Consider the following 23,993-nt stretch of genomic DNA (forward strand, 5'->3'; position numbering starts at 1 on the left):
ACCCCGGCCAGCCGACGTCGCGGCCGCCGCCGCCTCAGCGACATCGCCGGGGCTCCGGGCGAACGGGTCGGGTCTCCGGCATCCCGCCGATAATGGGGGAGTGGAGGTCTGGGAGACGCGCGAGTGGTTCGCCGACTACCTCGACGCCCTCAACCGGCACGATCTCGAAGCCGTCCGCGGATTCTTGCATCCCGCGGTGCGCCGCGCGCACCTGCCCGCGGGGGCCGAGGCGTGGATCGCCGATCTGGCGGAGCTGCTGCACGGCTTCCCCGATTGGCAGTGGAAGCGCATTCAGCTGATCGTCGAAGACGACCGTCTGGCCGTGCACCTCCGGGGCGGGGGAGCGCACACGGGGGCGTTCGCGCACGCGGGCCCGACCCGTCGGCGCGTGAACATCGCCTCATTCGCGATGTACCGCATCGAGGGCGGTCGGATCGTCGAGGCGAGCGGCACCGACGATGCCGCGCAGATCCGCACCGCGCTGCTCTGAGGAGAAGGGGCTCCCCGCCTATCGCGCGGCCGGGGCGTGCTCCGTGGGCGCGGTCTGTCAAGGGCGCCTGCATGTCGGAGGGGCCGGGTACTTTCGATCTCGCCCGTTTCCATCCCGGGCAGAAAGAGCGGCGACCATGGTGTCTCATGACCGCCCCGGCGCCGGAGTCGTGTGGGCTCGCGTCGAAGACGGCTTCCACGTCGGCAGTAAGAGTGGCGTGTTCCTCGGTTACATCGACCGCCAGCCCGGCGGGACGTTCCTCGCCTACAACGGTCGTTCGCGCCTCGTCGGTCGTTTCGAAGCCCTGACGGCCGCCATGGCTGCGGTCACCAACGATCAGCCCCCGCAGGATTCCGAGATCACCCTCCGAGAGGTGCGTGTGCCCGCTCCTCGCTCGATCGAGGGCGGGAAGGCCTCATGAGCTCCGACCTCGTCTCCGTCTCGTACGTCAGCGCGGCCTCCGAGCCCTTCGACGACGACCGCTTGAACGACCTCCTCTCGTGGAGCCGTCGGTCCAATCACGAGCACGACCTCACCGGCATGCTGCTGTATCGCCGCGGCCGCTTCTTCCAGGTCCTCGAAGGGCCGCAGGATGCCGTCGACGAGCTCATGACGAAGATCCGCCGCGACCCGCGACACACGGGCGTCCGTGTGCTGCTGTCGGAGCGCATCGATGAGCGCCGCTTCACGGAGTGGACGATGGGGTACGAGCCGATCGGCGTGCCCACCGCTCCCGCTCCCGAGGGCTTCCGCGACACCTTCGACGACCTCGAGGCGGACGACGAGAACGCGAGCATCCGCGCCGTGCGCGAGCTCACCGTGTGGTTCCGCGCGCGGACCGCGAACGGCGCCTGACGGAGCGGTCGTCCGGGTCTCTCGCGGTAGCGTCACGGTGTGATCTCCCCGTCCCCCGGCCCCCCTCGACGTGCGCGCGCCGTGCTGCGCGTCACCGTCGGCGCGGTCGTGATCGCGGTGGTGCTTTTCGCCTACGTGTTGCGGATCGCGGCCGGAGATGCCAACCCCTTCGACTTCTTCGGATACTTCACGAATCAGACCAGCATCCTCACGGCGCTCGTGCTGATCGCCGTGGGAACGTTCGGCCTGAGGGACCGCCCCGTTCCCTCCGCGCTCACGCTCGCGTGGGCGATCGGCGCCGCCTGTCTCATCGTGGTCGCCGTCGTCTACAACGCTCTGGTGCCCGGAACGGGGTCGGCCCCGCCCTGGGTGAGTGTGGTGCTGCACGTCGTCTTTCCCGTGCTCGTCGTCGCGGACGTCGCGACGGCTCGCGACCGACCCCGGCTCGCGTGGCGGCGCCTGTGGTGGGTGTTCCCGTATCCGCTGTTCTGGATCACCGTCGTCCTCGTGCGCGGCGCGACCGACGGGTGGGTTCCCTACGGGTTCCTCCTCCCTGAGCGCGGCCTCGCGTCGCTCCTGCTGCACGTCGTCGGCATCCTGGCCCTGCTTCTCGTCGCGGCGACGGGCGTCTGGGCGCTCGGTCGACGACGGTCGTCGCGAGCCCTGCCGTCATAGGGGCGGGTCGAGGGCGCGGAGCGCGGCATCCATCTTCTCCGCCATGGAGGCGTACCCGGTGTCGTTGGGGTGAAGGCCGTCGCCGGCCATCCAGCTGTCGGCGGAGTCGGCGTAATGACCGTCGAGCCAGTGGCTGGCACCGTCGATGTGGTCGGCGCCGATCCGCGCGGCGGCGTCTTCGACCCAGCCCGCGATGACGTCGACCGACGCCGGGCGATCGGCGGTGTACCAGAAGGGCTCGACGACGACGATCCGTGCGTCGGGCAATCCCTCGCGCAGGCGCTGCAGGTCGCTCTCGATGGTCTCGCGGATGCGCTCGGCCGCGCGGTCGTAACTGAAGTTGTCGTTGAGACCCATGGTGACGAACACCAGATCGGGGTCGTCGGCGATGACCTGGGCGGGGATGTCGTCGAGTCCCGGCCCCATCGACGCGCGGCGGTTGACGAAGCCGAGGCCGTTCTCGCTGCGGTTGATCTCTTGCCAGCCCCGCTCGGCCGACACGATCGTCGACCAGCGCTTGTCGTTCGAACTCGCGCCCGTGCCGCGCGTGTACGAGTCGCCGTAGAACGACACGACGGGCCCGGTGACGGCGGGTGCGGGTTCTGCGGTGGGGGCCGTGCACGCGGACACGCCGAGAACAAGGGATGCCGCGGCGATCAGGCCGAGGAGCCGTCGCGCACGCATGAGCCCATTCTCGGTGGCGATCAGTCCCCCCGGGCCGGGGGAGCCGGATCGGCGGCGAGACGTTGCACGTGGCGCGCGATCCTCGTCGCCCGGGTCGCGGGCGTCGTCGCGGTGACGACGGGATGCAGCACCGAGTAGCGCTCGGCCTTGGTCAGCGCCTCGAAGGCGCGCGCCGCGACGGGCTCGGCATCCAAGGCTTCGCGCAGATCCGCCGGGACCTCGATCGCCGCGGATCCCTCGTAGGCGCGCTCCCACCGCCCGTCGGCCTGAGCGCGTGCGATCTCGTCGGCCCCGCGGGGCCGCAGGCGACCCTCGTCCGTCAGACGGGCGACGTGATCGACGTTCCGCTTCGACCACATCGAGCGGGCGCGGCGCGGGGTGAAGTGCTGCCGGAAGGTGTCGGCATCCCGAGACTGCTTTCGTCCGTCGATCCACCCGCTGCAGAGGGCCTCGTCGAGGGCCTGGGCGTAGGTGAGAGACGTGGGCGAGGTGGTGCCCTTCTTCGCGAGGACGAGCCAGACGCCGTCGCTGGTGTCTTCGTGGGCGTCGAGCCAGGATCGCCAGCGCGCGGCGTCGGCCACGATCAGTTCGGGGGCTTCGGTCATGATCGTGATCCTCTCGGCCGGCTCATCGGACCCTAGCGCGGACCCCCGACACGAGCGCCCTATCGGAGCGCGCGCCCCGGGGCAACCGGCCCCCTCCGATGCGCTCGAGAGGAGAACATCGCTGAATGCGCAGTGTGACTTATGCCGGTGAGACCGTGACCACGACCGACGATGTGGCCGAGGCACTCGTGCAGCTCACCGCGTCGATCGCTGCCGAGGGGCAGGCCGAGGCCGTGAGCATCCCCATCGTCACCGGCGGCGGACAGGAAGACGAGGCCGAGCTCGTCATCGGCGTCGGCAACGACGTGCTCAGCGCCCCGGCCGACTGGGAAGGTCAGGAGCCCGACTTCTCGTGGGCGGCCGAGGAGCTGCGCCAGCACAAGCGTTTTCCGCAGGCGCCCGCCGTCGCGGTCGAGCAGTCGAGCGACGACGCGAACCCCGACGCCTTCTGGGATCCCGACCTCGACGGCTTCACCCGCGCCTGAGCCCGCACGACCGGGCCCCGCACCCGCGGGGGGAGCTCGTCAAGCCCGCCTCGCCGCCCGCGCTCAGACGTAGCGTGGGTGATCCGCATCGGACGCGACCGGTTCATCGCCCCGATGCGTGAGCCCCGGACAGTTCGGGCGGCCCGCCGTTTCGCGGAGCCGCCCGAACGCTCGGCACCGGGAGGATGGGCACATGCTGCACTCCCTCGTCACCGGCGCGTCGCGCGGAATCGGACGCGCCATCGCCGTCGCCCTCAGCGCACGCGGCGATCGGGTCGCCGTCCACTACGGTCAGGATCGATCGGCCGCCGAAGAGACCCTCGCCCTTCTGCACGGTGAGGGGCACGTCCTGGTCGAGGGGGACGTCTCGGACCCCGCGACCGCGGAACGGATCGTCGACGACGTCCTCCACGCGTTCGGACGCATCGACGTCCTCGTCAACAACGCGGCCCTCGCCCCGAACCCCTCGACCTCGCACCCGGTCGCGACGGTCGACTATGCCACCTGGCACCGCACCTGGGAACGCATGGTCCAGGTCGATCTGCAGGCGCCTGCCAACCTGAGCTTCCTCGTCGCCCGCTCCCTGATCGAGAGGGGGCTGCCCGGGGCGATCGTGAACGTGGGCTCTCGCGGCGCCTTCCGCGGCGAGCCGGAGTTCCCGGCCTACGGCGCGGCCAAGGCGGGCCTGCACGCCATGGGCCAGTCCCTCGCCGTGGCCCTGGCGCCGCACGGCATCGCCGTCACGAGCGTCGCGCCGGGGTTCGTCGGCACCGATCGGCAGCAGGAGAAGCTGTCCGGGCCGACGGGTGACGGCATCCGGGATCAGAGTCCTTTCGGCCGCGTCGCTACCCCCGAGGAGGTGGCGGATGCCGTGGTGTATCTCAGCGCGCCCGGCTCGCAGTGGGCGTCGGGAACGATCCTCGATCTGAACGGCGCCTCGCACCTGCGTACGTGACCGCCGACAGCACGAGTCAGGACCCCGCGGGCCGCAGGTCGGTCATGTGCTCCACGAGGGCGGCGGGAGTGTGCCCCGGCGCGGGGGACAGCGCCGCATAGACATCGCCCCAGGTGAGCATCAGGTGCGCGCGGCTCCCCGTGACGGCCGTCCACCGCCCGGCCTCGTCCAGCCGATCCGCGTGATCGCGGAGCGGTGAGGCGTCCGTCATCCATACGCCCGCGCCGCTGATCTGCCAGGACTCGCGTACGCGCCGCGCGAACGGTCGGCTCCTCCACACCAGCCATGCCCACGGCCCGAGCCATACGGCCGCGCCGAGCGCCACGCTCCACGAGACGGAGGCGGCGTGGTGTGCGACGACGGCTGCGGCGATGCCGCAGAAGAAACCGATGGTGGGCCAGATGACGGCGGCGTTCCAGGCGAGCCGCTCCTCGGGGGTGCCGTCCGGGGGGAGGACCCGCAGGTGCTCGACGATGAGCCCGTGTCCGCTCCATCGACGTTCGTAGGAGCCCCAGGTGCCGCTGACGTGAAAGGGGAAGCCGGTGTTCGATCGCACGGGACGATGGTGCGCTCGCCGGATCCGCCTCGCGAGGATCCTCACGATACCCATGCGGGGGCACCGCGCGTCCACGTCGTGCACACCGGCGAACAGCTGTCTCCACAGCTGTGGATAACTTTGTGGAGAGTGTGTGTGGAAACCGGCGCGGCCTGTGCAAATAGGTGTGGATAAGCCCCGTATTCGTTAACGTGTTCGAAACTACACGCGCGTAATTCCGCGGAGCGGCGGGCCGGGTTCGATGCTTCGCCCTGTGGAAAGTCCTCGACCGGATGCCACGGCCCCGGGGCTCAGCCCATCATGCTGCCGAAGATCCTGGCGGCACCCACCGCGCACATCGCGACCCAGAACAGCGTCCACGCCAGCAGGGTGTAGCCCCAGATCGCCTCGCCCACGCTCATCCGTCCGCGGCGGAATCGGACACCGAACGCCCCTCCGACGACGAGCACGATCGCGACCACGGCCGCGAGGACGGGCTGCTGCCACACGACCAGCAGAGGAAGGGCGAAGATGATCGCCAGCGCCGCAGCGCTGTAGTTCACACCGGTGGACTGCGCCTGCACGACCTGCAGAGCGATGAAGGCCACCACGATGAGCGCGATCGCGACGACCTGCAGCCACCCGAGCGCCTTCACCCAGAACGGCAGGCCCGGCCTCTCGATGCCTGCGGTATCCGTTTGACCTTCCGAGATCTCCGTCATGACGTCCCCCTTCGTCGGTACCCACTCTCGCGGGTGGGGCCGAAGGGGCGAGGAGGGGTTGACGCGGTCGGCGGGGGCGGCTTCGCGGCGTGCAGAGCCTCCGGCGCCAGGGTCCACCCCGGGCTTCGAGTCAGGGCAATGCGAGAGCCCTCCCGGGCGACCGATGGCCACCCGTGAGGGCTGTGGAGGGGCTGACGGGAATCGAACCCGCGCTATCTGCTTGGGAAGCAGATGTTCTGCCATTGAACTACAGCCCCGTGCGCCGTGCGGCAGCCCGGCCAGCATAACAGCGTCTGCGCGGCATCCCGAGGCATCCGCGCCCATCCCGGGGTCCACGCGACGGGACGGTGGCGTCGAAACCGCAGGAGATTTGCGAGGACGCACGCGTTTGACACGCATCGAGTGCGGTCTCGTCAAATCGAGTACGGCCTCGACGCCGCGCCACCCCGCCCCACGTCGAGATGACGGTCGTCGAGCGAGATGACGGGGCACGCGATGGCATCCCGAGTCACGTCGGGAAACGCGGGTGATCTCGATGCCGCGCCCATCACCTCGCGCCGAAACCGCGCAGACGCGGCACAGGCCTCGCCCCTAGGCTGGGGCCGTGCTGCTCTCCGATCGCGATATCCGGGCCGAACTCGACGCGAAGCGCCTCGGCCTCGAGCCCTTCGACCCGGCCATGGTCCAGCCCTCGAGCGTCGACGTGCGTCTCGACCGGTACTTCCGGTTGTTCGACAACCACAAGTACCCCTTCATCGATCCCGCCGAGGATCAGCCCGAGCTCACGCGCCTCATCGAGGTCGAGCCCGACGAGCCGTTCATCCTTCACCCGGGGGAGTTCGCGCTCGGATCGACGTTCGAGCGCGTGAGCCTGCCCGACGACGTCGCCGCGCGCCTCGAGGGCAAGTCGTCGCTCGGGCGTCTCGGGCTGCTCACCCACTCGACCGCGGGGTTCATCGACCCCGGATTCTCGGGCCACGTCACGCTCGAGCTCTCGAACGTCGCGACGCTGCCCATCAAGCTGTGGCCCGGGATGAAGATCGGGCAGGTCTGCTACTTCCGACTCACGTCGCCGGCCGAGAACCCCTACGGATCCGGTCCGTACGGCAACCGCTACCAAGGCCAGCGCGGCCCGACGGCCTCGCGCTCGTCGCTGAACTTCCACCGCACCGACGTCGGTTCCACCGACGAGGGGTCTGCGGGACGCTGACCGAACGACGACGCGGCGGGCTCCCGAGGGAGGTCCCGCCGCGTGTGTCCTCGATGATCACTCGGATGCCGCGGACTCGCGCCCACGGATGAACCCGGCGTCGAAACCGCGCTCGTAGGCGCGCTCGGCCGCCCGGTGCCCGCGGCCGTGCCCGCGCTCGTGCCGGTGGCCGTGGTCGCCGTGGCGGGGGTCACCGCCCTGCGGGGAGCCGTCGGATGTGCCGTCGCCGTCGGGCCGGTGCCCGTCGGTGTACCCGCCGTGGCGGGGTCCGAAGCCGTGGTGGGCATTGCCGCCGTCGCCGCCTCGGTGATCGCGCTCGCCGCCGCCGAAGCGGGGGCCGCCGCGCATGCCGGGGCCGAATCCGCGGCCCGAGCCGGGGCCGAACGGGCCGGGACCGAAGCCGAACCCGCGCGGACCGCGCGAGCCGGCGTCTTCCTCGAGGCCGAGGGCCTCGGAGATCGCGTCGAGAGCGGCGGTGAGGCGCTCGATCTCGTCGGCCGGGACCTGGGACAGAAGCGCCTGGCGGTCGGCATCCACTCGATCGAGCGTCTGACGACCCTCGTCGGTGAGCGTCCAGCCGTCGCCGGCGGGGGCGATCCATCCCCGGTCGGCGAGGGCGCTGATGCGCTTGCCGCCGCGGGCGATGCGGTCGCTGATCCACGGGGCGTCGAGGCGCCCGTCGATCACGGAGAGGACCAGGACGGTCTTCGGGTGCAGGTCGCCGTCGCGCAACGGGGCGAGCAGACGGTGGTGCAGCGCGTGGCCGACCGTCGTGAGGCGGTGGGCGAGGATGCGGGGGTCGTGAGGTGTGGGGGTGTTCATGGGGAGTCCTTTCGTGGGCGGTCGATCCGCCATTGCATGTCATGTGACAACGAATGTACTGTGACATGCATTCCCGATGCTTGTCAAGCGACATGTAAAATCTCCTCATGTCCACCGACCCCGCCGACGAGATCGCCGCCGCCCTCGGGCGTCTGCGCGGTCGTCGCCCGCGGCCGCCGTTCCCGGCCGAGGCGCACCATCACCCGCACGGCGACCACGGCGGTGGGCACGGGGGGCCGTGGGGCCGCGGCGCTCCGCCGTGGGTCGCCGATCCTTCGCACGGGCGCTTCGGTGGACCCGCGCGGCTCCGCATGCTCGACGCGCTGGTCGCGGCATCCGGATCCCTCTCGGTCAGCGAGATCGGCGAGGCCGTGGGCGTCGATCAGCCCCGTGCCTCGCGCCTCGTGCAGCAGGCCGCGCAGATGGGGCTGGTCGCGCGCGAACCCGATCCCGACGACGCCCGCCGCACGCGCGTGCGTCTCACCCCCGAGGGCGAGGGGCTCGTGTCGGGCTTCCGGGGGCGCAGACGGGATGCCGTGCGCTCCGCACTCGAGTCCTTCAGCGACGCCGAGCGCGTGGAGTTCGCCCGCCTCTTGGCGAAGTTCGCCGACTCCTGGCCGCGCGACTGAGGTCGCGGCATCCGGATTCTCGACGATGGACCACGCGGTCCGCGCGAGATCACCCGACCGGGACCATGCGCACCGTGTGATCTGGCGGAGCTGCGTGCCGGCGCGCGTCAGGCGATGACGGCGGGCTTCGCCTTCACCGGGATCATCAGCAGCAGCCCCGCGCCGAGGATCAGCACGATGCCCAGGATGCCGAGGCGCGTGTCACCCGTCAGTCCGACGAACAGCGCGAACAGGCCCGGGGCCAGGAACGACACGGCGCGACCGGTCGTGGCGTAGAGGCCGAAGATCTCGCCCTCGCGACCCTCCGGAGCGACGCGCGCCAGGAACGATCTGCTCGCCGACTGCACCGGGCCGACGAAGGCGCACAGGCCCAGGCCCACGATCCAGAACGCCGTCTGCGAGGTGCCGATGAACAGCACCGCGCTGCCGAGCACGATGAGGCCGACGAGCGAGGCCATGATGACGCGCTTGGGTCCGAACCGGTCGTCCAGGCGTCCGGCCGCGAAGGTGCTGATGCCGGCGACGACGTTCGCCGCGACGGCGAAGTACAGCACCTGCGTCGAGCTGAAGCCGAAGACCTGCGCGGCGATGATCGCCCCGAAGGTGAAGACGCCCGTCAGCCCGTCGCGGAACACCGCGCTGGCGACGAGGAACACCAGGACCTGTCGGCTGTCGCTCCACAGCGATCGCAACGTGGCCCACAGCAGAACGTAGGAGCGGAAGAAGCTGACCTTCACCCGACGCTCCCGGGCCGGGATCTCCGGCACGCGCAGCAGCACCGGAATCGCGAAGACGGCGTACCAGAGGGCGGATGCCACCACCGCCAGGCGGATGTTCCACCCGTCGTCCTTGGTCACGGCGAGGAGCCCACCGGCATCCGCAGTCCCGAAGCTCTGGATGAACAGCACGAGCAGCAGGATCAGCAGAACGATGCCGCCGACGTACCCCATGCCCCAGCCGAAGCCGGAGACGCGGCCGATGTTCTCGCGGGTCGAGACCTGGGTGAGCATCGCGTAGTAGTTGACGCTGGCGAACTCGAAGAAGACGTTGCCGACCGCGATCAGTGTCGCGCCCAGCACGAGGAACCGGGGAGTGCCCTCCACGAACACCATCGCCGCCATGGCGAGCACCACGAGACCGGTGTTGATGCCGAGCCAGAGCTTGCGGCGGCCGGTGCCGTCGGATCGTTGGCCCAGGACGGGGGCGACGAGGGCCACCACGATCCCCGCGATCATCAGCGCGACCCCGACGAGGGTCGCGTTGTCGGCGAGGGCGCGCACGAGGGCGGGGTCTTTGTCGTCGCCGTTCGCGGCCGCCACGATCCGCGGATCGACGAAGAGCTGGCTGGCCAGATAGGTGCTGAAGACGAAGGTCGTCACGACGGCGTTGAAGGCCGCGGACCCCCAGTCCCAGAGGGCCCAGGCGATCACCTGTCGACGGTCGGTGGCGGGAGCTGCGGTGGTGCCGGGGGAGGACATGTCGGTCACGCTAGGGTCCTTCGGTGAACGCCCGGTACGGCCGGGGAGGCAGCCGCGCCGTCGTCGGCGCGCGGGTTCAGGTTAGACCCCGGCCCGCGCGAGAGCGCGGAGGAGACTACCGTGGAGTCATGGCATCCGAAACCCCCGTCGACTCCGCTGAAGCCGAGACCGCCCCCGAGAAGCTCACCTTCGCCGATCTGGGACTGGATGCCGCTGTGCTCAAGGCCCTGAAGGATGTGGGGTACGAGACCCCGTCCGCGATCCAGGCCGCCACGATCCCCGTGCTGCTGCAGGGGCGCGACGTCGTCGGCCTCGCTCAGACCGGAACCGGCAAGACCGCCGCCTTCGCACTGCCGGTGCTCTCGCAGATGGAGACCGGCCACAAGAACCCCCAGGCCCTCGTGCTGGCACCCACCCGTGAGCTCGCCCTGCAGGTGTGCGAGGCGTTCGAGAAGTACGCCGCGCACATCAAGGGCGTCTCGGTGCTGCCCGTCTACGGCGGCCAGGGCTACGGTCAGCAGCTGTCGGCCCTGCGCCGCGGTGTCGACATCGTCGTGGGCACCCCCGGTCGCATCATGGACCATCTCGACAAGGGCACCCTCGACCTGAGCGAGCTCAAGTACCTCGTGCTCGACGAGGCCGACGAGATGCTCAAGATGGGCTTCGCCGAAGACGTCGAGACGATCCTCGCCGACACCCCGTCGACCAAGCAGGTCGCGCTGTTCTCGGCGACCATGCCGGCGCAGATCCGCCGCATCTCGGCGCAGTACCTCAACGATCCCGAAGAGATCACGGTCAAGACCAAGACCGCGACCTCGACGAACATCGCCCAGCGCTACCTGATCGTGTCGTACCAGCAGAAGATCGACGCCCTCACGCGCATCCTCGAGGTCGAGAACTTCGAGGGCATGATCGTCTTCACCCGCACGAAGAACGAGACCGAGACGGTCGCCGAGAAACTGCGCGCCCGCGGCTACACCGCGGCGGCGATCAACGGCGACGTCGCCCAGGTGCAGCGCGAGCGCACGGTCAACCAGCTGAAGTCGGGCAAGCTCGACATCCTCGTCGCCACCGACGTCGCCGCGCGCGGCCTCGACGTCGACCGCATCAGCCACGTCGTCAACTACGACCTGCCGATCGACACCGAGTCGTACGTGCACCGCATCGGTCGCACCGGCCGCGCGGGTCGCACCGGCGACGCGATCAGCTTCGTCACCCCGCGCGAGCGCCGCATGCTCACCGCGATCGAGAAGGCCACGCGCCAGCCGCTGACCGAGATGTCGCTGCCGAGCGTCGACGACGTCAACGCGACGCGCCTCACCCGCTTCGACGACGCCATCACCGCCGCCCTCGAGGACACCGCCGCGATCGCGACCTTCCGCGACGTGGTGGCCCACTACGTGGCGCATCACGACGTCCCCGAGGCCGACGTGGCCGCAGCTCTCGCCGTGGTCGCCCAGGGCGACACCCCGCTGCTGCTCGAGGCCGAGGCGTTCCGTCAGCAGCGCTTCGACAACGACCGGCCCGCGCGCGACTCGCGCGACGGCGCGTCGCGCGACGGCGGGCCGCGCCGCGACACCTCCGGCCGCTTCGCCACCTACCGCATCGCGGTCGGTCGTCGCCAGCGCGTCGAGCCCCGCCAGATCGTCGGCGCCCTCGCCAACGAGGGGGGTCTGCGCCGGGGCGATTTCGGCGCGATCCAGATCCGCCAGGACTTCTCGCTCGTCGAGCTCCCCGCCGACCTGTCGAGCGACACGATCGGCCGCCTCGCCGACACGCGGATCTCGGGTCAGCTGATCGATCTGCGCCTCGACCAGGGCGGTCGCTCCGCCAAGCGCAGCGACCGTCCCCAGCGCCGCGACCGCGACCGCGACTGAATCACGGCATCCGTTCGACGCCCCCGTATCCCGTTGAGGGTGCGGGGGCGTCGTGCGTGGTGGGGGTGCGGGCGCGTTCGCGCGGCCGTGTCCCACTCCTGGTTGCCTGGGGTCCGCTCGGGCCGCCCTTTTCGGGACATGGTTTGCACAGATCGGGACATGGGTGGGCGGGGGATGGCCGCCCCGGTCTCTTCCGACCATGTCCCGCTTTTGGTTGCCTGCGGCCCGCTTAGGCCGCCCATTTCGGGACATGGTCTGCGCAGATCGGGACAGGGGTGGAGGGATGCCGGAACACCGGGGATACGCGGGGCGGGCCGGGGACGCGCGGGGCTGGGCGCAGGGTCTCCACGTTCGTGGTATCCCGAAGTTGAGCCGATTCATATCAACTCTTCTTGACGGGTCGACGGGCGTGCGTTAGCCTTGAGTCATCGCGGCTCAACCCGCGCAGAGACTTTCATCCAGAACCCCGAGTGCGGCAACGGCCGTGCTCACAAGCAAGGAGACACATATGCCCCGTGCAGTGGGAATCGACCTCGGTACGACCAACTCCGTCGTGAGCGTGCTCGAGGGTGGCGAGCCCAAGGTCATCGCCAACGCCGAGGGTTTCCGTACGACCCCCTCGGTCGTCGCCTACACGAAGGACGGCGAGGTGCTCGTCGGCGAGACCGCCAAGCGCCAGGCCGTCACCAACGTCGACCGCACGATCTCCAGCGTGAAGCGCCACATGGGCACCACCTGGACCTTCGACGTCGACGGCAAGAAGTGGACGCCGCAGGAGATCTCGGCCCGCATCCTGCAGAAGCTCAAGCGCGACGCCGAGGAGTACCTCGGTGACAGTGTCACCGATGCCGTCATCACGGTCCCCGCGTACTTCAACGACGCCGAGCGCCAGGCCACCAAGGAGGCCGGTGAGATCGCGGGCCTCAACGTGCTGCGCATCATCAACGAGCCCACCGCCGCGGCCCTCGCGTACGGCCTCGACAAGGGCAAGGAAGACGAGCTCATCCTCGTCTTCGACCTCGGTGGCGGAACGTTCGACGTCTCGCTGCTCGAAGTGGGCAAGGACGACGACTTCTCGACCATCCAGGTGCGCGCCACCTCCGGCGACAACCGCCTCGGTGGAGACGACTGGGACCAGCGCGTCGTCGACTACCTCATCAAGCAGTTCAAGGACACCACGGGCGTCGACGTCTCGGGTGACAAGATCGCCCTGCAGCGTCTGAAGGAAGCGGCCGAGCAGGCCAAGAAGGAGCTGTCGAGCTCGACCTCGACCAGCATCAACCTGCCGTACCTGTCGCTCACCGACTCGGGCCCCGTCTCGCTCAGCGAGACCCTCACGCGCGCGAAGTTCGAGGACCTCACCAAGGACCTCCTCGACCGCACCCGCAAGCCCTTCTCCGACGTCATCCGCGAGGCCGGTGTCAAGGTCGACGACATCGCCCACGTGGTGCTCGTCGGCGGCTCGACCCGCATGCCCGCGGTCGCCGAGCTCGTCAAGAAGGAGACGGGCAAGGATGCCAACAAGGGCGTGAACCCCGACGAGGTCGTGGCCGTGGGTGCAGCCCTGCAGGCCGGTGTCCTCAAGGGCGAGCGCAAGGACGTCCTGCTCATCGACGTCACCCCCCTGAGCCTCGGCATCGAGACCAAGGGCGGCATCATGACCAAGCTCATCGAGCGCAACACGGCCATCCCGACCAAGCGCAGCGAGACCTTCACCACCGCCGACGACAACCAGCCGTCGGTCGCGATCCAGGTCTTCCAGGGCGAGCGCGAGTTCACCCGCGACAACAAGCCGCTGGGCACCTTCGAGCTCACCGGCATCGCCCCGGCTCCCCGCGGCATCCCGCAGGTGGAGGTCACCTTCGACATCGACGCGAACGGCATCGTGCACGTCTCGGCGAAGGACAAGGGCACCGGCAAGGAGCAGTCGATGACCATCACCGGCGGTTCGTCGCTGCCGAAGGAAGACATCGAGCGCATGGTGCGCGAGGCCGAAGAGAACGCGGCCGACGACAAGAAGCGCCGCGAGTCCGCCGAGACCCGCAACCAGGCCGAGACCCTGTCGTACTCGATCGAGAAGCTGATCAAGGAGAACGAGGACAAGCTCCCCGCCGAGGTCAAGACCGAGGTGCAGGGCGATGTCGACGCACTCAAGACGGCTCTCGCCGGCGACGACGACGACGCGGTCAAGACCGCGTTCGACAAGTTGAACGCCAGCCAGGGCAAGCTCGGCGAGGCCATCTACGCCTCCTCGCAGGCCGCGGGCGAGCAGGCCGACCCCAACGTGGGTCAGCCCGGCAACGGTGAGACGCCGAACCCCGAGGAAGACGTCATCGACGCCGAGGTCGTCGACGACGAGCCGACCGACGAGAACAAGAAGTAAGCGATAGAACATGGCACACAAGGACGACGAACAGCCCACGGGCTCGGGCGCCGGTCCTGACGAGACGGGGCCGGAGGAGAACACCTCCGGCCCCGCGCCGTCGGGCGAGCAGACCGAGACGCAGGAACCGGATGCCGAGGGCCTGACCATCGACGACATCCTCGGGGCCGAGCAGACGCCCGAGGCCGCCGCAGAGGGGGCTTCCTCCGACAAGGAGGCCTCGCTGCTGATCGACCTCAAGCGCCTGCAGGCCGAGTACGCCAACTACCGTCGGCGCACCGAGGAGCAGCGCGAGCGCGAGATCGAACGCGCCAAGGGTGAGGCCGTGAAGGGCCTGCTACCCGTCATGGACGACCTCGACCGCGCCGCCAAGCACGGCGATCTGGTCGAGGGCACCCCGCTCGCGGCCATCGGTGACAAGGTGCGCGCCGTGGCCGAGCGCCTCGGCGTGGTCTCGTACGGCGCCGTCGGCGACGTGTTCGACCCGCAGCAGCACGAGGCGATCTTCCAGGCCCCGACTCCGGGCGTGACCGAGACGACGATCCTCGAGGTCGTCGAGGTCGGGTACCGCCTCGGTTCGGTCGAACTGCGACCGGCGAAGGTCGTCGTCGCCGTGCCGGCCTAGGAGGAGGACGAATGGCGAGTCAGGACTGGTTCGACAAGGACTTCTACAAGGTCCTCGGTGTCGACAAGAGCGTCAGCGCTGCCGATCTGAAGAAGACGTACCGCAAGCTCGCGCGCCAGTACCACCCCGACTCGAACCCGGGAGACGCGAAGGCCGAGGCGAAGTTCAAAGAGATCAGCGAGGCCTATTCGGTGCTCAACGACCCCGAGCAGCGCGAGGAGTACGACCAGATCCGGGCCATGGGCTCGGGGGCGCGCTTCTCGGCTCCCGGGGCCGGTGGCGGGGGCGGCTTCGACGACGTCTTCAGCCGTTTCGGCCAGGGGCGCCAGGCACCGTCGGGCGGCTTCGACGACTTCTTCACGATGTTCGACCAGCAGGGCGGCGGCTTCGGCTCCGGCCGGTTCGGTCAGACGACCGGAGGGTTCCGCGGCTTCGGCGGCCCGCAGAAGGGCGCCGACGTCACCGCGCGGACGACGCTCGACTTCGTCACCGCGGCCAAGGGCGAGACCATCACCCTCGCGGGTGAAGACAACGTGCCGTTCAAAGTGAAGATCCCGGCGGGCGTCTCGGACGGGCAGAAGATCCGTCTGCGCGGACGGGGGCGCAAGTCGCCCGACGGCGGCGAGAGCGGCGACATCGTCGTGACCGTCGCGGTGCGTCCGCACCCGGTGTTCACGAGAGACGGACTCAACCTCCGCCTCACCGTGCCGGTCACTTTCACCGAGGCGGCGCTGGGCGCGACCATCGAGGTGCCGACGCTGGGGGGCGACCCCGTCCGCCTGCGCGTCGCCCCCGGAACACCGTCCGGCCGCGTGCTCCGCGTCAAGGGACGGGGGATCGAGACCGCGAAGGGCTCCGGCGACCTGCTCGCCGAGGTCCAGGTCGCGGTTCCCACTCATCTCGACGACGCCGCCCGCGAGGCCCTCGAGCGGTTCCACGAGCTCGAGCCCAAAGAGAACCCCCGCGCCGACCTGATGGCCAAGGCGCGATAACACCGCGCGCGTCGCCGCGGTTCTCGGCATCCGATACGACAGGATGCCGAGAACCCGGCACGCCGTCCGGCACGACGAAAGAGGTGAAGACGTGTCCGAGAGAGAGATCGACGAAGACGCCCCGATCTTCGCCATCGCCGCGGCCGCCGAGCTGTCGAACATGCACCCGCAGACTCTGCGACAGTACGACCGGCTCGGTCTCGTCGTGCCCGCGCGCACCCAGGGCGGGTCGCGCCGGTACTCCAGCCGACACGTGCAACAGTTGCGCGAGGTCGCCCGTCTTTCCGGCGAGGGGATGAGCCTGCCGGCGATCGCCCGCCTGCTCGCCCTCGAGGAGCGGGTGCACGAGCTCGCCCGCCGCGTGAACGACCTCGAACGTCAGCTCACGGTCGAGCGGCAATCCCGCCCCGGGGCCCGTGTCTTCGCGGCCGGTGCGACGGGATCGGTCGTCACGCTCCGCCACGGAGCCCGCGTGCGCCGCGCCACCGACATCGTGCTCTGGCGCCCGCGTGGCCCGCACGACGACTGAGACGTCGTCTTTTCGTCCGGGCTTCAGAGAGCCCGTTCCGCGTCGACTTGCGCGCCGATCTCCGCGCGCGTCCGTGTCGCGGATCCAACGCCTCTTCCCGGTGACAGCGCCGTGCCTCAGGCCGGGTCGAGCCGCAGCACCGTCGGCGATTCGCCGAGCTTCAGGTCGTCGACCACGCGGATCGTGCGCGCCACCTCGTCGACCGACGAGATGATCGTGCCGAAGCGCTCGCGGTCCGAGCACACGGCCGTCACCGTGACGAAGTGCGAACCCGTGTCCCACGTGTAGGTGGCGAACGGCGGGGTCTTCGGATCGCTCGGGAGCGGCATCGCGAGCTTCTCGCCCACGCCGAGGTGCGGGTTTCGGAACGACTCGGTGTCGTCGTACTCCATCGGCATCATGGCGCGCGCCGTGCGCAGCTGGGGCGTGGCCTCTTGCAGCTGCGCCATGACGACGAGCAGCTCGGGGTCGCTCTTCCAGACCCACACGAGCACGCGCCCGGCCGCGCGGCGCATGAGCAGGGGCGCCGCCTGACTGAGGATCCAGGCGAAGGCGCCGCCGCCCGGCTTCGGCGTGGCGCCGGTGGCCTGATTGGCCTGGCTCAGCAGCATGCCGATGGCGGCCTTCCGGTGGCGGCGGCCACGGAATCCGAGGGAACCCGTCACGGGAACCCAGAGGTCGGCGGGGGCGTCGGCCTGCAGTCGGGACATGGGTCCAGCCTAGAAGGCATCCATGCTTGTCATCTGGTGAAACATGTATTTTACTGGACGGCATTAAGGAGGGTCATGGCCGAGAACCCCACCCGCACCGTCGATCGGGCTCTGTCGCTGCTCGCGACCGTCTGCAATGACGGGCCGCTGACTCTGGCGGATGCCGCGCGGGCGGCGGGGCTGTCGGCCAGCACCGCCCTGCGCCTCCTGCGCACTCTCGAAGCGCAGGAGTTCGTCCGGCGCTCCGACGACGGTCGCTACGCGGCCGGCGCGCGCATGATTCAGCTGGGCGCGCGAGCCCTATCGAATGACTCGCTCGTCTCCCTCGCCGAGTCCGCCCTGGCGCGGGTCGTGGCCCAGACCGGCGAATCGACCTACCTCGCCGTGCGCGGCGCGGGCGACACCGCGCTCTACGTCGCGATCGTCGAGGGCACCCACTCGATCCGGCACGCGAGTTGGGTCGGACGCACCATTCCGCTGCACGGCTCCGCCGCCGGAGCGGTGCTCGCCGGAGAGACCGGCCTCGAAGGCTACGTCGTCGTCACCCAGGGCGTCGAAGACGACGTCACCGCGATCGCCGCACCGGTCGTCGTGGGTGGGCGGGTCGTGGCATCCCTCTCCGTCGTTGTCCCCAGTTACCGCACCACCGCAGCCAAGACCGCCGAGATCGGGCGCTTGCTCCTCGTGGAGAGCCGCTCGATCGGTGCGGTATCCGACCTCGAGGGAGAGAGAACGACATGACTGGACCACGGGAGATCCGCGCGCCGCGAGGGACGACGCTGACAGCGAAGAGCTGGCAGACCGAGGCCCCGCTGCGGATGCTCATGAACAACCTCGACCCCGAGGTCGCGGAACGGCCCGAAGACCTCATCGTCTACGGCGGAACGGGAAAGGCCGCCCGCAACTGGGCGAGCTACGACGCGATCGTCGCGACCCTCGCCGACCTCGACGACGACGAGACGCTGCTGGTGCAGTCGGGCAAGCCCGTGGGGGTGTTCCGCACGAACGTGTGGGCACCGCGCGTGCTTCTGGCCAACTCCAACCTCGTCGGCGACTGGGCCACCTGGCCGGAGTTCCGCCGCCTCGAGGCCGAGGGGCTCATGATGTACGGCCAGATGACGGCCGGCTCGTGGATCTACATCGGCACGCAGGGCATCCTGCAGGGCACGTACGAGACGTTCGGCGCCGTGGCGCGCAAGCGTTTCGGCGGCACGCTCGCGGGGACCCTCACCGTCACGGGCGGCTGCGGCGGCATGGGCGGTGCTCAGCCCCTGTCGGTCACCCTCAACGGCGGCGTCGTGCTCATCGTCGACGTCGATGAGACGCGGCTCCGCCGCCGCCAGGGCAAGCGCTACCTCGACGAGGTCACGACCGACCTCGACGACGCGCTCGAGCGCGTGCTCGCCGCGAAGGCCGAGGGCCGTGCGCTCTCTGTCGGCCTCGTCGGCAACAGTGCCGAGGTGCTGCCCGAGTTGCTGCGCCGCGAGGTTCCGGTCGACATCGTCACCGACCAGACCTCGGCCCACGACCCGCTGGCCTACCTCCCCGCGGGCATCGCGTTCGAGGACTGGCGCACCGAGTCGGCCCGCGACCCCGAGGGCTTCACCGTGCGCTCGCGCGAGTCGATGGCCCGCCACGTCGAGGCGATGGTGGAGTTCCAGAAGCGCGGTGCCGAGGTGTTCGACTACGGCAACTCGATCCGCGACGAGGCCCGCCAGGGCGGCTACGCCGACGCGTTCGCCTTCCCCGGCTTCGTGCCGGCCTACATCCGCCCGCTGTTCTGCGAGGGCCTCGGTCCGTTCCGCTGGGTGGCGCTGTCGGGCGACCCGGCCGACATCGCCGTCACCGACCAGGCGATCCTCGAGCTCTTCCCCGAGAACGAGGGACTCAAGCGCTGGATCACCGCGGCGCAGGAGCACGTCGAGTTCGAGGGTCTTCCGGCCCGCATCTGCTGGCTCGGCTACGGCGACCGCGCCAAGGCGGCTGTCCGCTTCAACGAGCTCGTCGCCGACGGCAAGATCTCGGCGCCGATCGTCATCGGTCGCGACCACCTCGACTCCGGCTCGGTGGCCTCGCCCTACCGGGAGACGGAGGCGATGGCGGACGGATCGGATGCCATCGCCGACTGGCCGATTCTGAACGCACTCATCAACACGGCCTCGGGTGCGACCTGGGTGTCGCTGCACCACGGTGGCGGCGTCGGCATCGGCCGCTCCATTCACGCGGGCCAGGTCTCGGTCGCCGACGGCACGGAGCTCGCCGCCGAGAAGCTGCAGCGTCTGCTGACGAACGACCCCGGCATGGGCGTCATCCGTCACGTGGATGCCGGATACGACCGCGCGATCGAGGTCGCCCGAGAGCGCGGGGTGCGCGTACCCATGCTCGATTCATGACCTCCGTCACCGCTCTCCTCGACGCCATCTCGGGCATCGGCCGCGAGCCCCGCAGCGGCGGGTACGCCCGCCCGGTGTTCTCGACCGCCGAGCGCGACCTGCGCGCGTGGTTCGTCGCCGAGGCCGAGGCGCGCGGGCTCGACGTCGAGGTCGACCGCAACGGCATCCTGTGGGCGTGGTGGGGGATGCCGGGACCCGGCGCCGTCGTGACCGGCAGCCACCTCGACTCGGTGCCCGGCGGCGGGGCGTTCGACGGTCCGCTGGGGATCGCGGCGGCGCTCGCTGCGGTCGACGTGCTGCGCGAGCGCGGGTTCACGCCCGCGAAGCCCCTCGCGATCGCGGTGTTCCCCGAGGAGGAGGGTTCGCGCTTCGGCGTCGCGTGCCTCGGCTCACGGCTGCTCACGGGAGCCTTGTCTCCCGACGCTGCGCGGCGGCTCACCGACCGCGAGGGCGACACGTTCGCCGAGGTCTTCGCCGCGGGCGGTATCGACCCGGCGAGGATCGGCCCCGACCCCGAGACGCTCGGGCGCATCGGCGTCTTCGTCGAGCTGCACGTCGAGCAGGGGCGCGGGCTCATCGACCTCGATCGCCCCTTCGCCGTGGCGGAGTCGATCCTCGGCCACGGCCGGTTCAAGGTGTCGGTGCGCGGCGAGGGCAATCACGCCGGCACCACGCTCATGGCCGATCGCCGCGACCCCCTGGTCGCCGCCGCCGGCATGGTCGGGCGCATCGCCGAGCTCGCCGGCGCCGTCGACGACGCCCGAGCCACAGTCGGCCGCTTCGAGCCCGTGCCCGGCGGCACCAACGTCATCGCGTCGTCGGTCGACTTCTGGATCGACGCCCGGCATCCCGACGACGCCGTCACCCGCCGTCTCGTCGCCGACATCGACCGCATGTGCGTCGAGCTCGCCGCCGCCCGCGGGTGCGAGGCCGTCCTGGTCGAGGAGTCGTGGAGCCCCACGGTCGGCTTCGACCCGAGCCTCGCCCGTCGCCTGGGCTCGACGCTGCCCGACGCTCCGTACCTGCGCACGGGCGCCGGACACGACGCCGGCATCCTCGCGAGCGCCGTGCCCACCGGCATGCTCTTCGTCCGCAATCCCTCGGGCATCTCGCACTCCCCCGAGGAGCACGTCGTCGACACCGATGCGGATGCCTCCGCCGCGGCGCTCGCCGACGTGCTGCAGGATCTGCTGGCATGACGCGCTTCTGGGCACCGCGGGCGTGGATCGGCGACGCCGTGGCGAACGACGTGCGGGTGACGGCATCCGAGGGTCTCATCGCCTCCGTCGAGACGGGGGCGACCCCGGATGCCGCCGACCATCGCCTCGACGGACTCGCCCTGCCGGGCGCGATCAACGCGCACTCGCACGCCTTCCACCGGCTGCTTCGCGGCCGCACGCACGGCGACGGCGGAAGCTTCTGGACCTGGCGCGAGCTGATGTACCGCGAGGCCGGTCGACTCGATCCGGACTCCTACGAGCGTGTGGCCACGGCGGTCTACGCCGAGATGGTCGCCGCGGGATGGACCTCGGTCGCCGAGTTCCACTACGTGCATCACGCGCCCGACGCCTCGCCCTACGCCCCCGCGCACGCCATGGAGCGCGCGCTCGCGCGCGCGGCCCGGGCCAGTGGCATCCGTCTCACCCTGCTCGACACGTGCTACCTCTCCAGCGGCTTCGGTTCACCGCTCGAACCCGCCCAGCGGCGCTTCGGGGACGCGGATGCCGAGACCTGGCTCACGCGTCTGTCGGCGCTGCGCGGGGCGTTCGCCGACGAGCACCCCGAGGTCGTGGTCGGGGCGGCCGTGCACTCGGTGCGTGCCGTGCCCGTCGCCGCGTTGGAGCGGATCGGCGCGGAGCTGGACCCGGCGATCCCGCTGCACGTACACCTGTCGGAGCAACCCGCCGAGAACGCGGCGTGCATCGAGGCCACGGGCCTCACGCCCACCGGGCTCCTCGCCCGCAGCGGCCTGCTGTCGTCGCGCCTGTCGGCCGTGCACGCCACCCACCTCACCGACGACGACATCCACGCGCTCGGCGCCGCTCGCGCGAGCATCGTGATGTGCCCGACCACCGAGGCCGACCTGGGGGACGGCATCGGTCCCGCCCGCCGCCTCGCCGACGCGGGGGCGCGTCTCGCGCTCGGCACCGATCAGCACGCCGTGGTCGATCCTCTGCTCGAGGCCCGCGCGCTCGAACACGGCGAGCGGCTCGCGTCGCGGCGTCGCGGGCGCTTTTCGCCCGCCGAGCTCGTGGCGGCGCTCACACGGGGTGGAGCCTCGGCGGTGGGACGCTCGCTCGGCGAGATCGCCGTGGGGCAGCCCTGCGACCTCCTCGTCGTCGACGAGACGAGCGCCCGCACGGCCGGAAGCGACCCCGGTCAACTCGTGCTGAGCGCCACCGCGCACGACGTCACCCGTGTGATCATCGGGGGACGCGAGCGCGCCGTGGGCGGCACGCACACCGACCTCGGACCCATCGGAGATCTGCTGCGAAAGGCGATGAGCGCATGACCTCGACCGTGATCACCCGCATCGGAGAGCTCATGACCGTCGACGACGAGGAGCGCGTGCTCCGCGACGCCGCCGTGGTCATCGACGCAGACCGCATCGCCTGGATCGGCGCGGCGTCCGAGGCTCCCGCGGCAGACGAGCGGGTGGATGCCGCCGGCCGGGCGCTGCTGCCGGGCTGGGTCGATTCGCACACCCACCTTGTCTTCGACGGTGACCGTACGGCCGAGTTCGAGGCCCGTATGGCAGGACAGAGCTACGCCGCGGGCGGGATCGCGGTGACGCGGGATGCCACCCGGACCGCCTCCGACGACCGTCTCGCCGCGCTTCTCACCGCCCGCGTCCGCGAGGCCCGCGCGCAGGGCACGACGTGGATCGAGACCAAGACGGGCTACGGGCTCGATCTCGCCAGCGAGGAGCGCAGCGCGCGGATCGCCGCGGCGGGGGTCGATGACGCGACCTTCCTCGGGGCGCACCTCGTGCCCGCGGGCCGAGACGCCGACGATTATGTCCGCGAGGTGTGCGGCCCGATGCTCGAGGCGGTACGGCCCTTCGTGTCGTGGGCCGACGTGTTCTGCGAGCGCGGGGCCTTCAGCCCGGAACAGTCGCGCGAGGTGCTTCTGGCCGCCCGGACGTCGGGGTTGGGACTGCGCGTGCATGGCAATCAACTGGGGCACGGCGAGGGCATCCGGCTGGCGGTCGAGCTGGGGGCCGCGAGCGTCGACCATTGCAACTTCGTCTCTGACGCCGACCTGGACGCGCTCGCCGAGGGGTCGACGGTGGCGACGGTGCTCCCGGCCTGCGATCTGTCGACCCGCGCGCCGCTCGCCCCCGCACGGCGGCTGCTCGACGCGGGCGTGGAGGTCGCGATCGCCTCGAACTGCAACCCCGGCACCTCGTACACGAGTTCGATGCCGTTCTGCGTCGCGACCGCCGTGCTGCAGATGGGGTTGAGCGTCGCCGAAGCGGTGCGCGCGGCGACGCGCGGCGGTGCGATCGCCCTCGGCCGCGCCACCGGCGAGGGGGCGGTGGGCTCGATCGCGGTCGGACACCGCGCCGACCTGCACCTGCTCGATGCTCCCTCGGCGACGCACCTGGCCTACCGGCCCGGGATGCCGCTGACCGCGGCGGTGTGGAAGGACGGGCATCGCGCGCCCGCCTCCGACGAACGGGCGGTCATCGGCGGTGGGGCGCGACCGGCACACTCGCGGTGAGGATCAGGCCGTCCCCCGTCGTCCACGTACCTCCGAAGAGGCGGGCGCGGCCGGGTGCCGGCACGAGGACGTCGGCCGTGAAGCCCCGCGGATCGGACGTGGGCGTCACCGACACGTCGGTGAAGTCCAGCCATCGCCCGGTCAACGGATACCAGGCCTTGTAGACGGCTTCCTTCGCGCTGAAGAGGAGGCGGTCCCAGTTCCTCGAGGGGACGGGGATGCCCGCGCGGAAGCGCTCGATCTCATCGGGTCGGGCGACGATCCGCAGCACATCACGAGGCAGCGGTTCATCGGGCTCCGCGTCGATCCCGATGCTCGACAGGTGCGCGCGGTCGGCGATCACCGCCGCACGGTAGCCCGCGCAGTGGGTCATGCTGCCCACGATGCCCTCGGGCCACGCCGGAGCTCCGCCCGGTCCGGGGAGAAGGGCGACCGGCGGGTGGCCCCGTTCGGCGAGGGCGCGGCGGGCGCAGCGCCGCACGGCGCTGAACTCGTTGCGGCGCTGCGGCACGGCGTTCGCGACGACCGCTTCTTCGTCGGGGAAGAGCGGACCCGCGCGTGCGTCGCCGAACTCCTCGACGGCATGCGCGGCGGCCGGCAGGATCGTTTCGATCAT

Annotated in this window: 26 protein-coding genes and 1 tRNA gene; 18 read left to right on the forward strand and 9 right to left on the reverse strand. The window is 70.6% G+C overall.

The genetic code is table 11. The features are described 5' to 3' along the window. Positions 1–100: 100 nt before the first annotated feature. The 4 genes from MTE01_RS13505 to MTE01_RS13520 all read left to right on the forward strand — a co-directional run bounded on the left by MTE01_RS13505 (position 101) and on the right by MTE01_RS13520 (position 2,020). Positions 101–490, forward strand: coding sequence for an ester cyclase (locus tag MTE01_RS13505; RefSeq protein WP_103207853.1), 390 nt, complete (start codon positions 101–103; stop codon positions 488–490). A 136-nt stretch (positions 491–626) separates the two neighbouring features. After that, a complete protein-coding gene (locus tag MTE01_RS13510; protein ID WP_174799699.1) occupies positions 627–911 on the forward strand; it encodes a hypothetical protein in 285 nt (94 codons plus the stop codon). Then, positions 908–1,345 carry a BLUF domain-containing protein gene (locus MTE01_RS13515; RefSeq protein WP_103207855.1) on the forward strand — a complete coding sequence of 146 codons (438 nt, stop codon included), beginning with the start codon at positions 908–910 and terminating at the stop codon, positions 1,343–1,345. The genes MTE01_RS13510 and MTE01_RS13515 overlap by 4 nt, the downstream gene beginning before the upstream one ends. 39 nt (positions 1,346–1,384) lie before the next feature. Beyond that, positions 1,385–2,020: a Pr6Pr family membrane protein gene (locus MTE01_RS13520; RefSeq protein WP_116239543.1), complete on the forward strand. Its 636-nt coding sequence runs from the start codon at positions 1,385–1,387 to the stop codon at positions 2,018–2,020. On the opposite strand, the gene MTE01_RS13525 is transcribed toward MTE01_RS13520, so the two are convergent. Both MTE01_RS13525 and MTE01_RS13530 read right to left on the reverse strand, forming a co-directional pair. After that, entirely contained in the window at positions 2,015–2,704 is a 690-nt protein-coding gene (locus MTE01_RS13525) for an SGNH/GDSL hydrolase family protein (protein WP_141378048.1), read from the reverse strand. The two genes, MTE01_RS13520 and MTE01_RS13525, sit on opposite strands and share 6 nt — an antisense overlap. Positions 2,705–2,724: 20 nt before the next feature. After that, positions 2,725–3,309 carry a YdeI/OmpD-associated family protein gene (locus MTE01_RS13530; protein WP_116239541.1) on the reverse strand — a complete coding sequence of 195 codons (585 nt, stop codon included), beginning with the start codon at positions 3,307–3,309 and terminating at the stop codon, positions 2,725–2,727. A 125-nt stretch (positions 3,310–3,434) separates the two neighbouring features. Between MTE01_RS13530 and MTE01_RS13535 the strand changes: the two genes are divergently transcribed. Continuing rightward, positions 3,435–3,794 (forward strand): hypothetical protein, encoded by a 360-nt coding sequence (locus MTE01_RS13535; RefSeq protein WP_103207864.1) that lies wholly within the window; start codon positions 3,435–3,437, stop codon positions 3,792–3,794. Between the two features lie 193 nt (positions 3,795–3,987). Continuing rightward, positions 3,988–4,749, forward strand: a complete 762-nt coding sequence (locus MTE01_RS13540) for an SDR family NAD(P)-dependent oxidoreductase (RefSeq protein ID WP_141378049.1) — start codon at positions 3,988–3,990, stop codon at positions 4,747–4,749. 16 nt (positions 4,750–4,765) lie between these two features. Here the strand turns inward: MTE01_RS13540 and MTE01_RS13545 are convergent, their stop codons facing one another. From MTE01_RS13545 to MTE01_RS13555, 3 genes are all read right to left on the reverse strand, one after another. After that, the gene (locus tag MTE01_RS13545; RefSeq protein WP_141378050.1) at positions 4,766–5,305 is read right to left on the reverse strand and encodes a DUF6611 family protein; all 540 of its coding nucleotides are present in this window, start codon (positions 5,303–5,305) and stop codon (positions 4,766–4,768) included. A gap of 290 nt (positions 5,306–5,595) precedes the next feature. Then, a complete protein-coding gene (locus tag MTE01_RS13550) occupies positions 5,596–6,006 on the reverse strand; it encodes a hypothetical protein (protein WP_141378051.1) in 411 nt (136 codons plus the stop codon). A gap of 183 nt (positions 6,007–6,189) precedes the next feature. Further along, positions 6,190–6,263: transfer RNA gene (locus MTE01_RS13555), tRNA-Gly, on the reverse strand. 347 nt (positions 6,264–6,610) lie between these two features. Here MTE01_RS13555 and dcd point away from each other — a divergent pair. Further along, positions 6,611–7,216: a dCTP deaminase gene (dcd, locus tag MTE01_RS13560; RefSeq protein ID WP_103207874.1), complete on the forward strand. Its 606-nt coding sequence runs from the start codon at positions 6,611–6,613 to the stop codon at positions 7,214–7,216. A 57-nt stretch (positions 7,217–7,273) separates the two neighbouring features. Here the strand turns inward: dcd and MTE01_RS13565 are convergent, their stop codons facing one another. Next, a complete protein-coding gene (locus tag MTE01_RS13565) occupies positions 7,274–8,038 on the reverse strand; it encodes a winged helix DNA-binding protein (RefSeq protein ID WP_141378052.1) in 765 nt (254 codons plus the stop codon). Between the two features lie 107 nt (positions 8,039–8,145). Between MTE01_RS13565 and MTE01_RS13570 the strand changes: the two genes are divergently transcribed. Next, positions 8,146–8,667 (forward strand): MarR family winged helix-turn-helix transcriptional regulator, encoded by a 522-nt coding sequence (locus MTE01_RS13570; protein ID WP_103207876.1) that lies wholly within the window; start codon positions 8,146–8,148, stop codon positions 8,665–8,667. 107 nt (positions 8,668–8,774) lie between these two features. Here MTE01_RS13570 and MTE01_RS13575 read toward each other — a convergent pair whose 3' ends face one another. Continuing rightward, entirely contained in the window at positions 8,775–10,145 is a 1,371-nt protein-coding gene (locus MTE01_RS13575) for an MFS transporter (protein ID WP_103208575.1), read from the reverse strand. A 128-nt stretch (positions 10,146–10,273) separates the two neighbouring features. Between MTE01_RS13575 and MTE01_RS13580 the strand changes: the two genes are divergently transcribed. The 5 genes from MTE01_RS13580 (at position 10,274) to MTE01_RS13600 (ending at position 16,551) form a co-directional block, all read left to right on the forward strand. Then, positions 10,274–12,022: a DEAD/DEAH box helicase gene (locus MTE01_RS13580; protein ID WP_103207879.1), complete on the forward strand. Its 1,749-nt coding sequence runs from the start codon at positions 10,274–10,276 to the stop codon at positions 12,020–12,022. 508 nt (positions 12,023–12,530) lie between these two features. Beyond that, positions 12,531–14,405, forward strand: coding sequence for a molecular chaperone DnaK (gene dnaK / locus MTE01_RS13585; protein WP_103207881.1), 1,875 nt, complete (start codon positions 12,531–12,533; stop codon positions 14,403–14,405). A gap of 10 nt (positions 14,406–14,415) precedes the next feature. Continuing rightward, positions 14,416–15,030, forward strand: coding sequence for a nucleotide exchange factor GrpE (locus tag MTE01_RS13590; RefSeq protein WP_103207883.1), 615 nt, complete (start codon positions 14,416–14,418; stop codon positions 15,028–15,030). Positions 15,031–15,041: 11 nt separating this feature from the next. After that, positions 15,042–16,022: a DnaJ C-terminal domain-containing protein gene (locus MTE01_RS13595; RefSeq protein ID WP_116239534.1), complete on the forward strand. Its 981-nt coding sequence runs from the start codon at positions 15,042–15,044 to the stop codon at positions 16,020–16,022. 91 nt (positions 16,023–16,113) lie between these two features. Continuing rightward, entirely contained in the window at positions 16,114–16,551 is a 438-nt protein-coding gene (locus tag MTE01_RS13600) for a heat shock protein transcriptional repressor HspR (protein ID WP_103207887.1), read from the forward strand. 116 nt (positions 16,552–16,667) lie between these two features. Here the strand turns inward: MTE01_RS13600 and MTE01_RS13605 are convergent, their stop codons facing one another. Then, positions 16,668–17,261, reverse strand: coding sequence for a hypothetical protein (locus tag MTE01_RS13605; protein ID WP_141378053.1), 594 nt, complete (start codon positions 17,259–17,261; stop codon positions 16,668–16,670). A 75-nt stretch (positions 17,262–17,336) separates the two neighbouring features. Here MTE01_RS13605 and MTE01_RS13610 point away from each other — a divergent pair, with 75 nt between their 5' ends. The 5 genes from MTE01_RS13610 to hutI are packed head-to-tail and all read left to right on the forward strand — an operon-like array spanning position 17,337 to position 23,377. Next, positions 17,337–18,002, forward strand: coding sequence for an IclR family transcriptional regulator (locus MTE01_RS13610; RefSeq protein WP_141378054.1), 666 nt, complete (start codon positions 17,337–17,339; stop codon positions 18,000–18,002). Continuing rightward, entirely contained in the window at positions 17,999–19,654 is a 1,656-nt protein-coding gene (hutU, locus tag MTE01_RS13615; protein WP_141378055.1) for a urocanate hydratase, read from the forward strand. Before MTE01_RS13610 ends, hutU begins: the two co-directional genes overlap by 4 nt. Then, a complete protein-coding gene (locus MTE01_RS13620; RefSeq protein WP_141378056.1) occupies positions 19,651–20,853 on the forward strand; it encodes an allantoate amidohydrolase in 1,203 nt (400 codons plus the stop codon). The genes hutU and MTE01_RS13620 overlap by 4 nt, the downstream gene beginning before the upstream one ends. Next, positions 20,850–22,166, forward strand: coding sequence for a formimidoylglutamate deiminase (locus MTE01_RS13625; protein WP_141378057.1), 1,317 nt, complete (start codon positions 20,850–20,852; stop codon positions 22,164–22,166). The genes MTE01_RS13620 and MTE01_RS13625 overlap by 4 nt, the downstream gene beginning before the upstream one ends. Beyond that, a complete protein-coding gene (gene hutI, locus MTE01_RS13630) occupies positions 22,163–23,377 on the forward strand; it encodes an imidazolonepropionase (protein WP_141378058.1) in 1,215 nt (404 codons plus the stop codon). Before MTE01_RS13625 ends, hutI begins: the two co-directional genes overlap by 4 nt. Here the strand turns inward: hutI and MTE01_RS13635 are convergent. Beyond that, entirely contained in the window at positions 23,340–23,993 is a 654-nt protein-coding gene (locus MTE01_RS13635) for a 4'-phosphopantetheinyl transferase family protein (RefSeq protein WP_141378059.1), read from the reverse strand. The genes hutI and MTE01_RS13635 overlap by 38 nt on opposite strands.

This window comes from Microbacterium testaceum (genome assembly GCF_006539145.1).
Lineage (GTDB): Bacteria > Actinomycetota > Actinomycetes > Actinomycetales > Microbacteriaceae > Microbacterium > Microbacterium testaceum.

What these genes read in the sequence shown, in the direction of transcription:
- MTE01_RS13510 (WP_174799699.1), top strand. Translation starts at nt 627, where the DNA reads ATGGTGTCTCATGACCGCCCCGGCGCCGGAGTCGTGTGGGCTCGCGTC.
- MTE01_RS13515 (WP_103207855.1), top strand. Translation starts at nt 908, where the DNA reads ATGAGCTCCGACCTCGTCTCCGTCTCGTACGTCAGCGCGGCCTCCGAG.
- MTE01_RS13525 (WP_141378048.1), bottom strand. Translation starts at nt 2,704, where the DNA reads ATGCGTGCGCGACGGCTCCTCGGCCTGATCGCCGCGGCATCCCTTGTT.
- MTE01_RS13530 (WP_116239541.1), bottom strand. Translation starts at nt 3,309, where the DNA reads ATGACCGAAGCCCCCGAACTGATCGTGGCCGACGCCGCGCGCTGGCGA.
- MTE01_RS13535 (WP_103207864.1), top strand. Translation starts at nt 3,435, where the DNA reads ATGCGCAGTGTGACTTATGCCGGTGAGACCGTGACCACGACCGACGAT.
- MTE01_RS13540 (WP_141378049.1), top strand. Translation starts at nt 3,988, where the DNA reads ATGCTGCACTCCCTCGTCACCGGCGCGTCGCGCGGAATCGGACGCGCC.
- MTE01_RS13550 (WP_141378051.1), bottom strand. Translation starts at nt 6,006, where the DNA reads ATGACGGAGATCTCGGAAGGTCAAACGGATACCGCAGGCATCGAGAGG.
- MTE01_RS13565 (WP_141378052.1), bottom strand. Translation starts at nt 8,038, where the DNA reads ATGAACACCCCCACACCTCACGACCCCCGCATCCTCGCCCACCGCCTC.
- MTE01_RS13570 (WP_103207876.1), top strand. Translation starts at nt 8,146, where the DNA reads ATGTCCACCGACCCCGCCGACGAGATCGCCGCCGCCCTCGGGCGTCTG.
- MTE01_RS13575 (WP_103208575.1), bottom strand. Translation starts at nt 10,145, where the DNA reads ATGTCCTCCCCCGGCACCACCGCAGCTCCCGCCACCGACCGTCGACAG.
- MTE01_RS13580 (WP_103207879.1), top strand. Translation starts at nt 10,274, where the DNA reads ATGGCATCCGAAACCCCCGTCGACTCCGCTGAAGCCGAGACCGCCCCC.
- dnaK (WP_103207881.1), top strand. Translation starts at nt 12,531, where the DNA reads ATGCCCCGTGCAGTGGGAATCGACCTCGGTACGACCAACTCCGTCGTG.
- MTE01_RS13590 (WP_103207883.1), top strand. Translation starts at nt 14,416, where the DNA reads ATGGCACACAAGGACGACGAACAGCCCACGGGCTCGGGCGCCGGTCCT.
- MTE01_RS13595 (WP_116239534.1), top strand. Translation starts at nt 15,042, where the DNA reads ATGGCGAGTCAGGACTGGTTCGACAAGGACTTCTACAAGGTCCTCGGT.
- MTE01_RS13605 (WP_141378053.1), bottom strand. Translation starts at nt 17,261, where the DNA reads ATGTCCCGACTGCAGGCCGACGCCCCCGCCGACCTCTGGGTTCCCGTG.
- MTE01_RS13610 (WP_141378054.1), top strand. Translation starts at nt 17,337, where the DNA reads ATGGCCGAGAACCCCACCCGCACCGTCGATCGGGCTCTGTCGCTGCTC.
- hutU (WP_141378055.1), top strand. Translation starts at nt 17,999, where the DNA reads ATGACTGGACCACGGGAGATCCGCGCGCCGCGAGGGACGACGCTGACA.
- MTE01_RS13620 (WP_141378056.1), top strand. Translation starts at nt 19,651, where the DNA reads ATGACCTCCGTCACCGCTCTCCTCGACGCCATCTCGGGCATCGGCCGC.
- MTE01_RS13625 (WP_141378057.1), top strand. Translation starts at nt 20,850, where the DNA reads ATGACGCGCTTCTGGGCACCGCGGGCGTGGATCGGCGACGCCGTGGCG.
- hutI (WP_141378058.1), top strand. Translation starts at nt 22,163, where the DNA reads ATGACCTCGACCGTGATCACCCGCATCGGAGAGCTCATGACCGTCGAC.
- MTE01_RS13635 (WP_141378059.1), bottom strand. Translation starts at nt 23,993, where the DNA reads ATGATCGAAACGATCCTGCCGGCCGCCGCGCATGCCGTCGAGGAGTTC.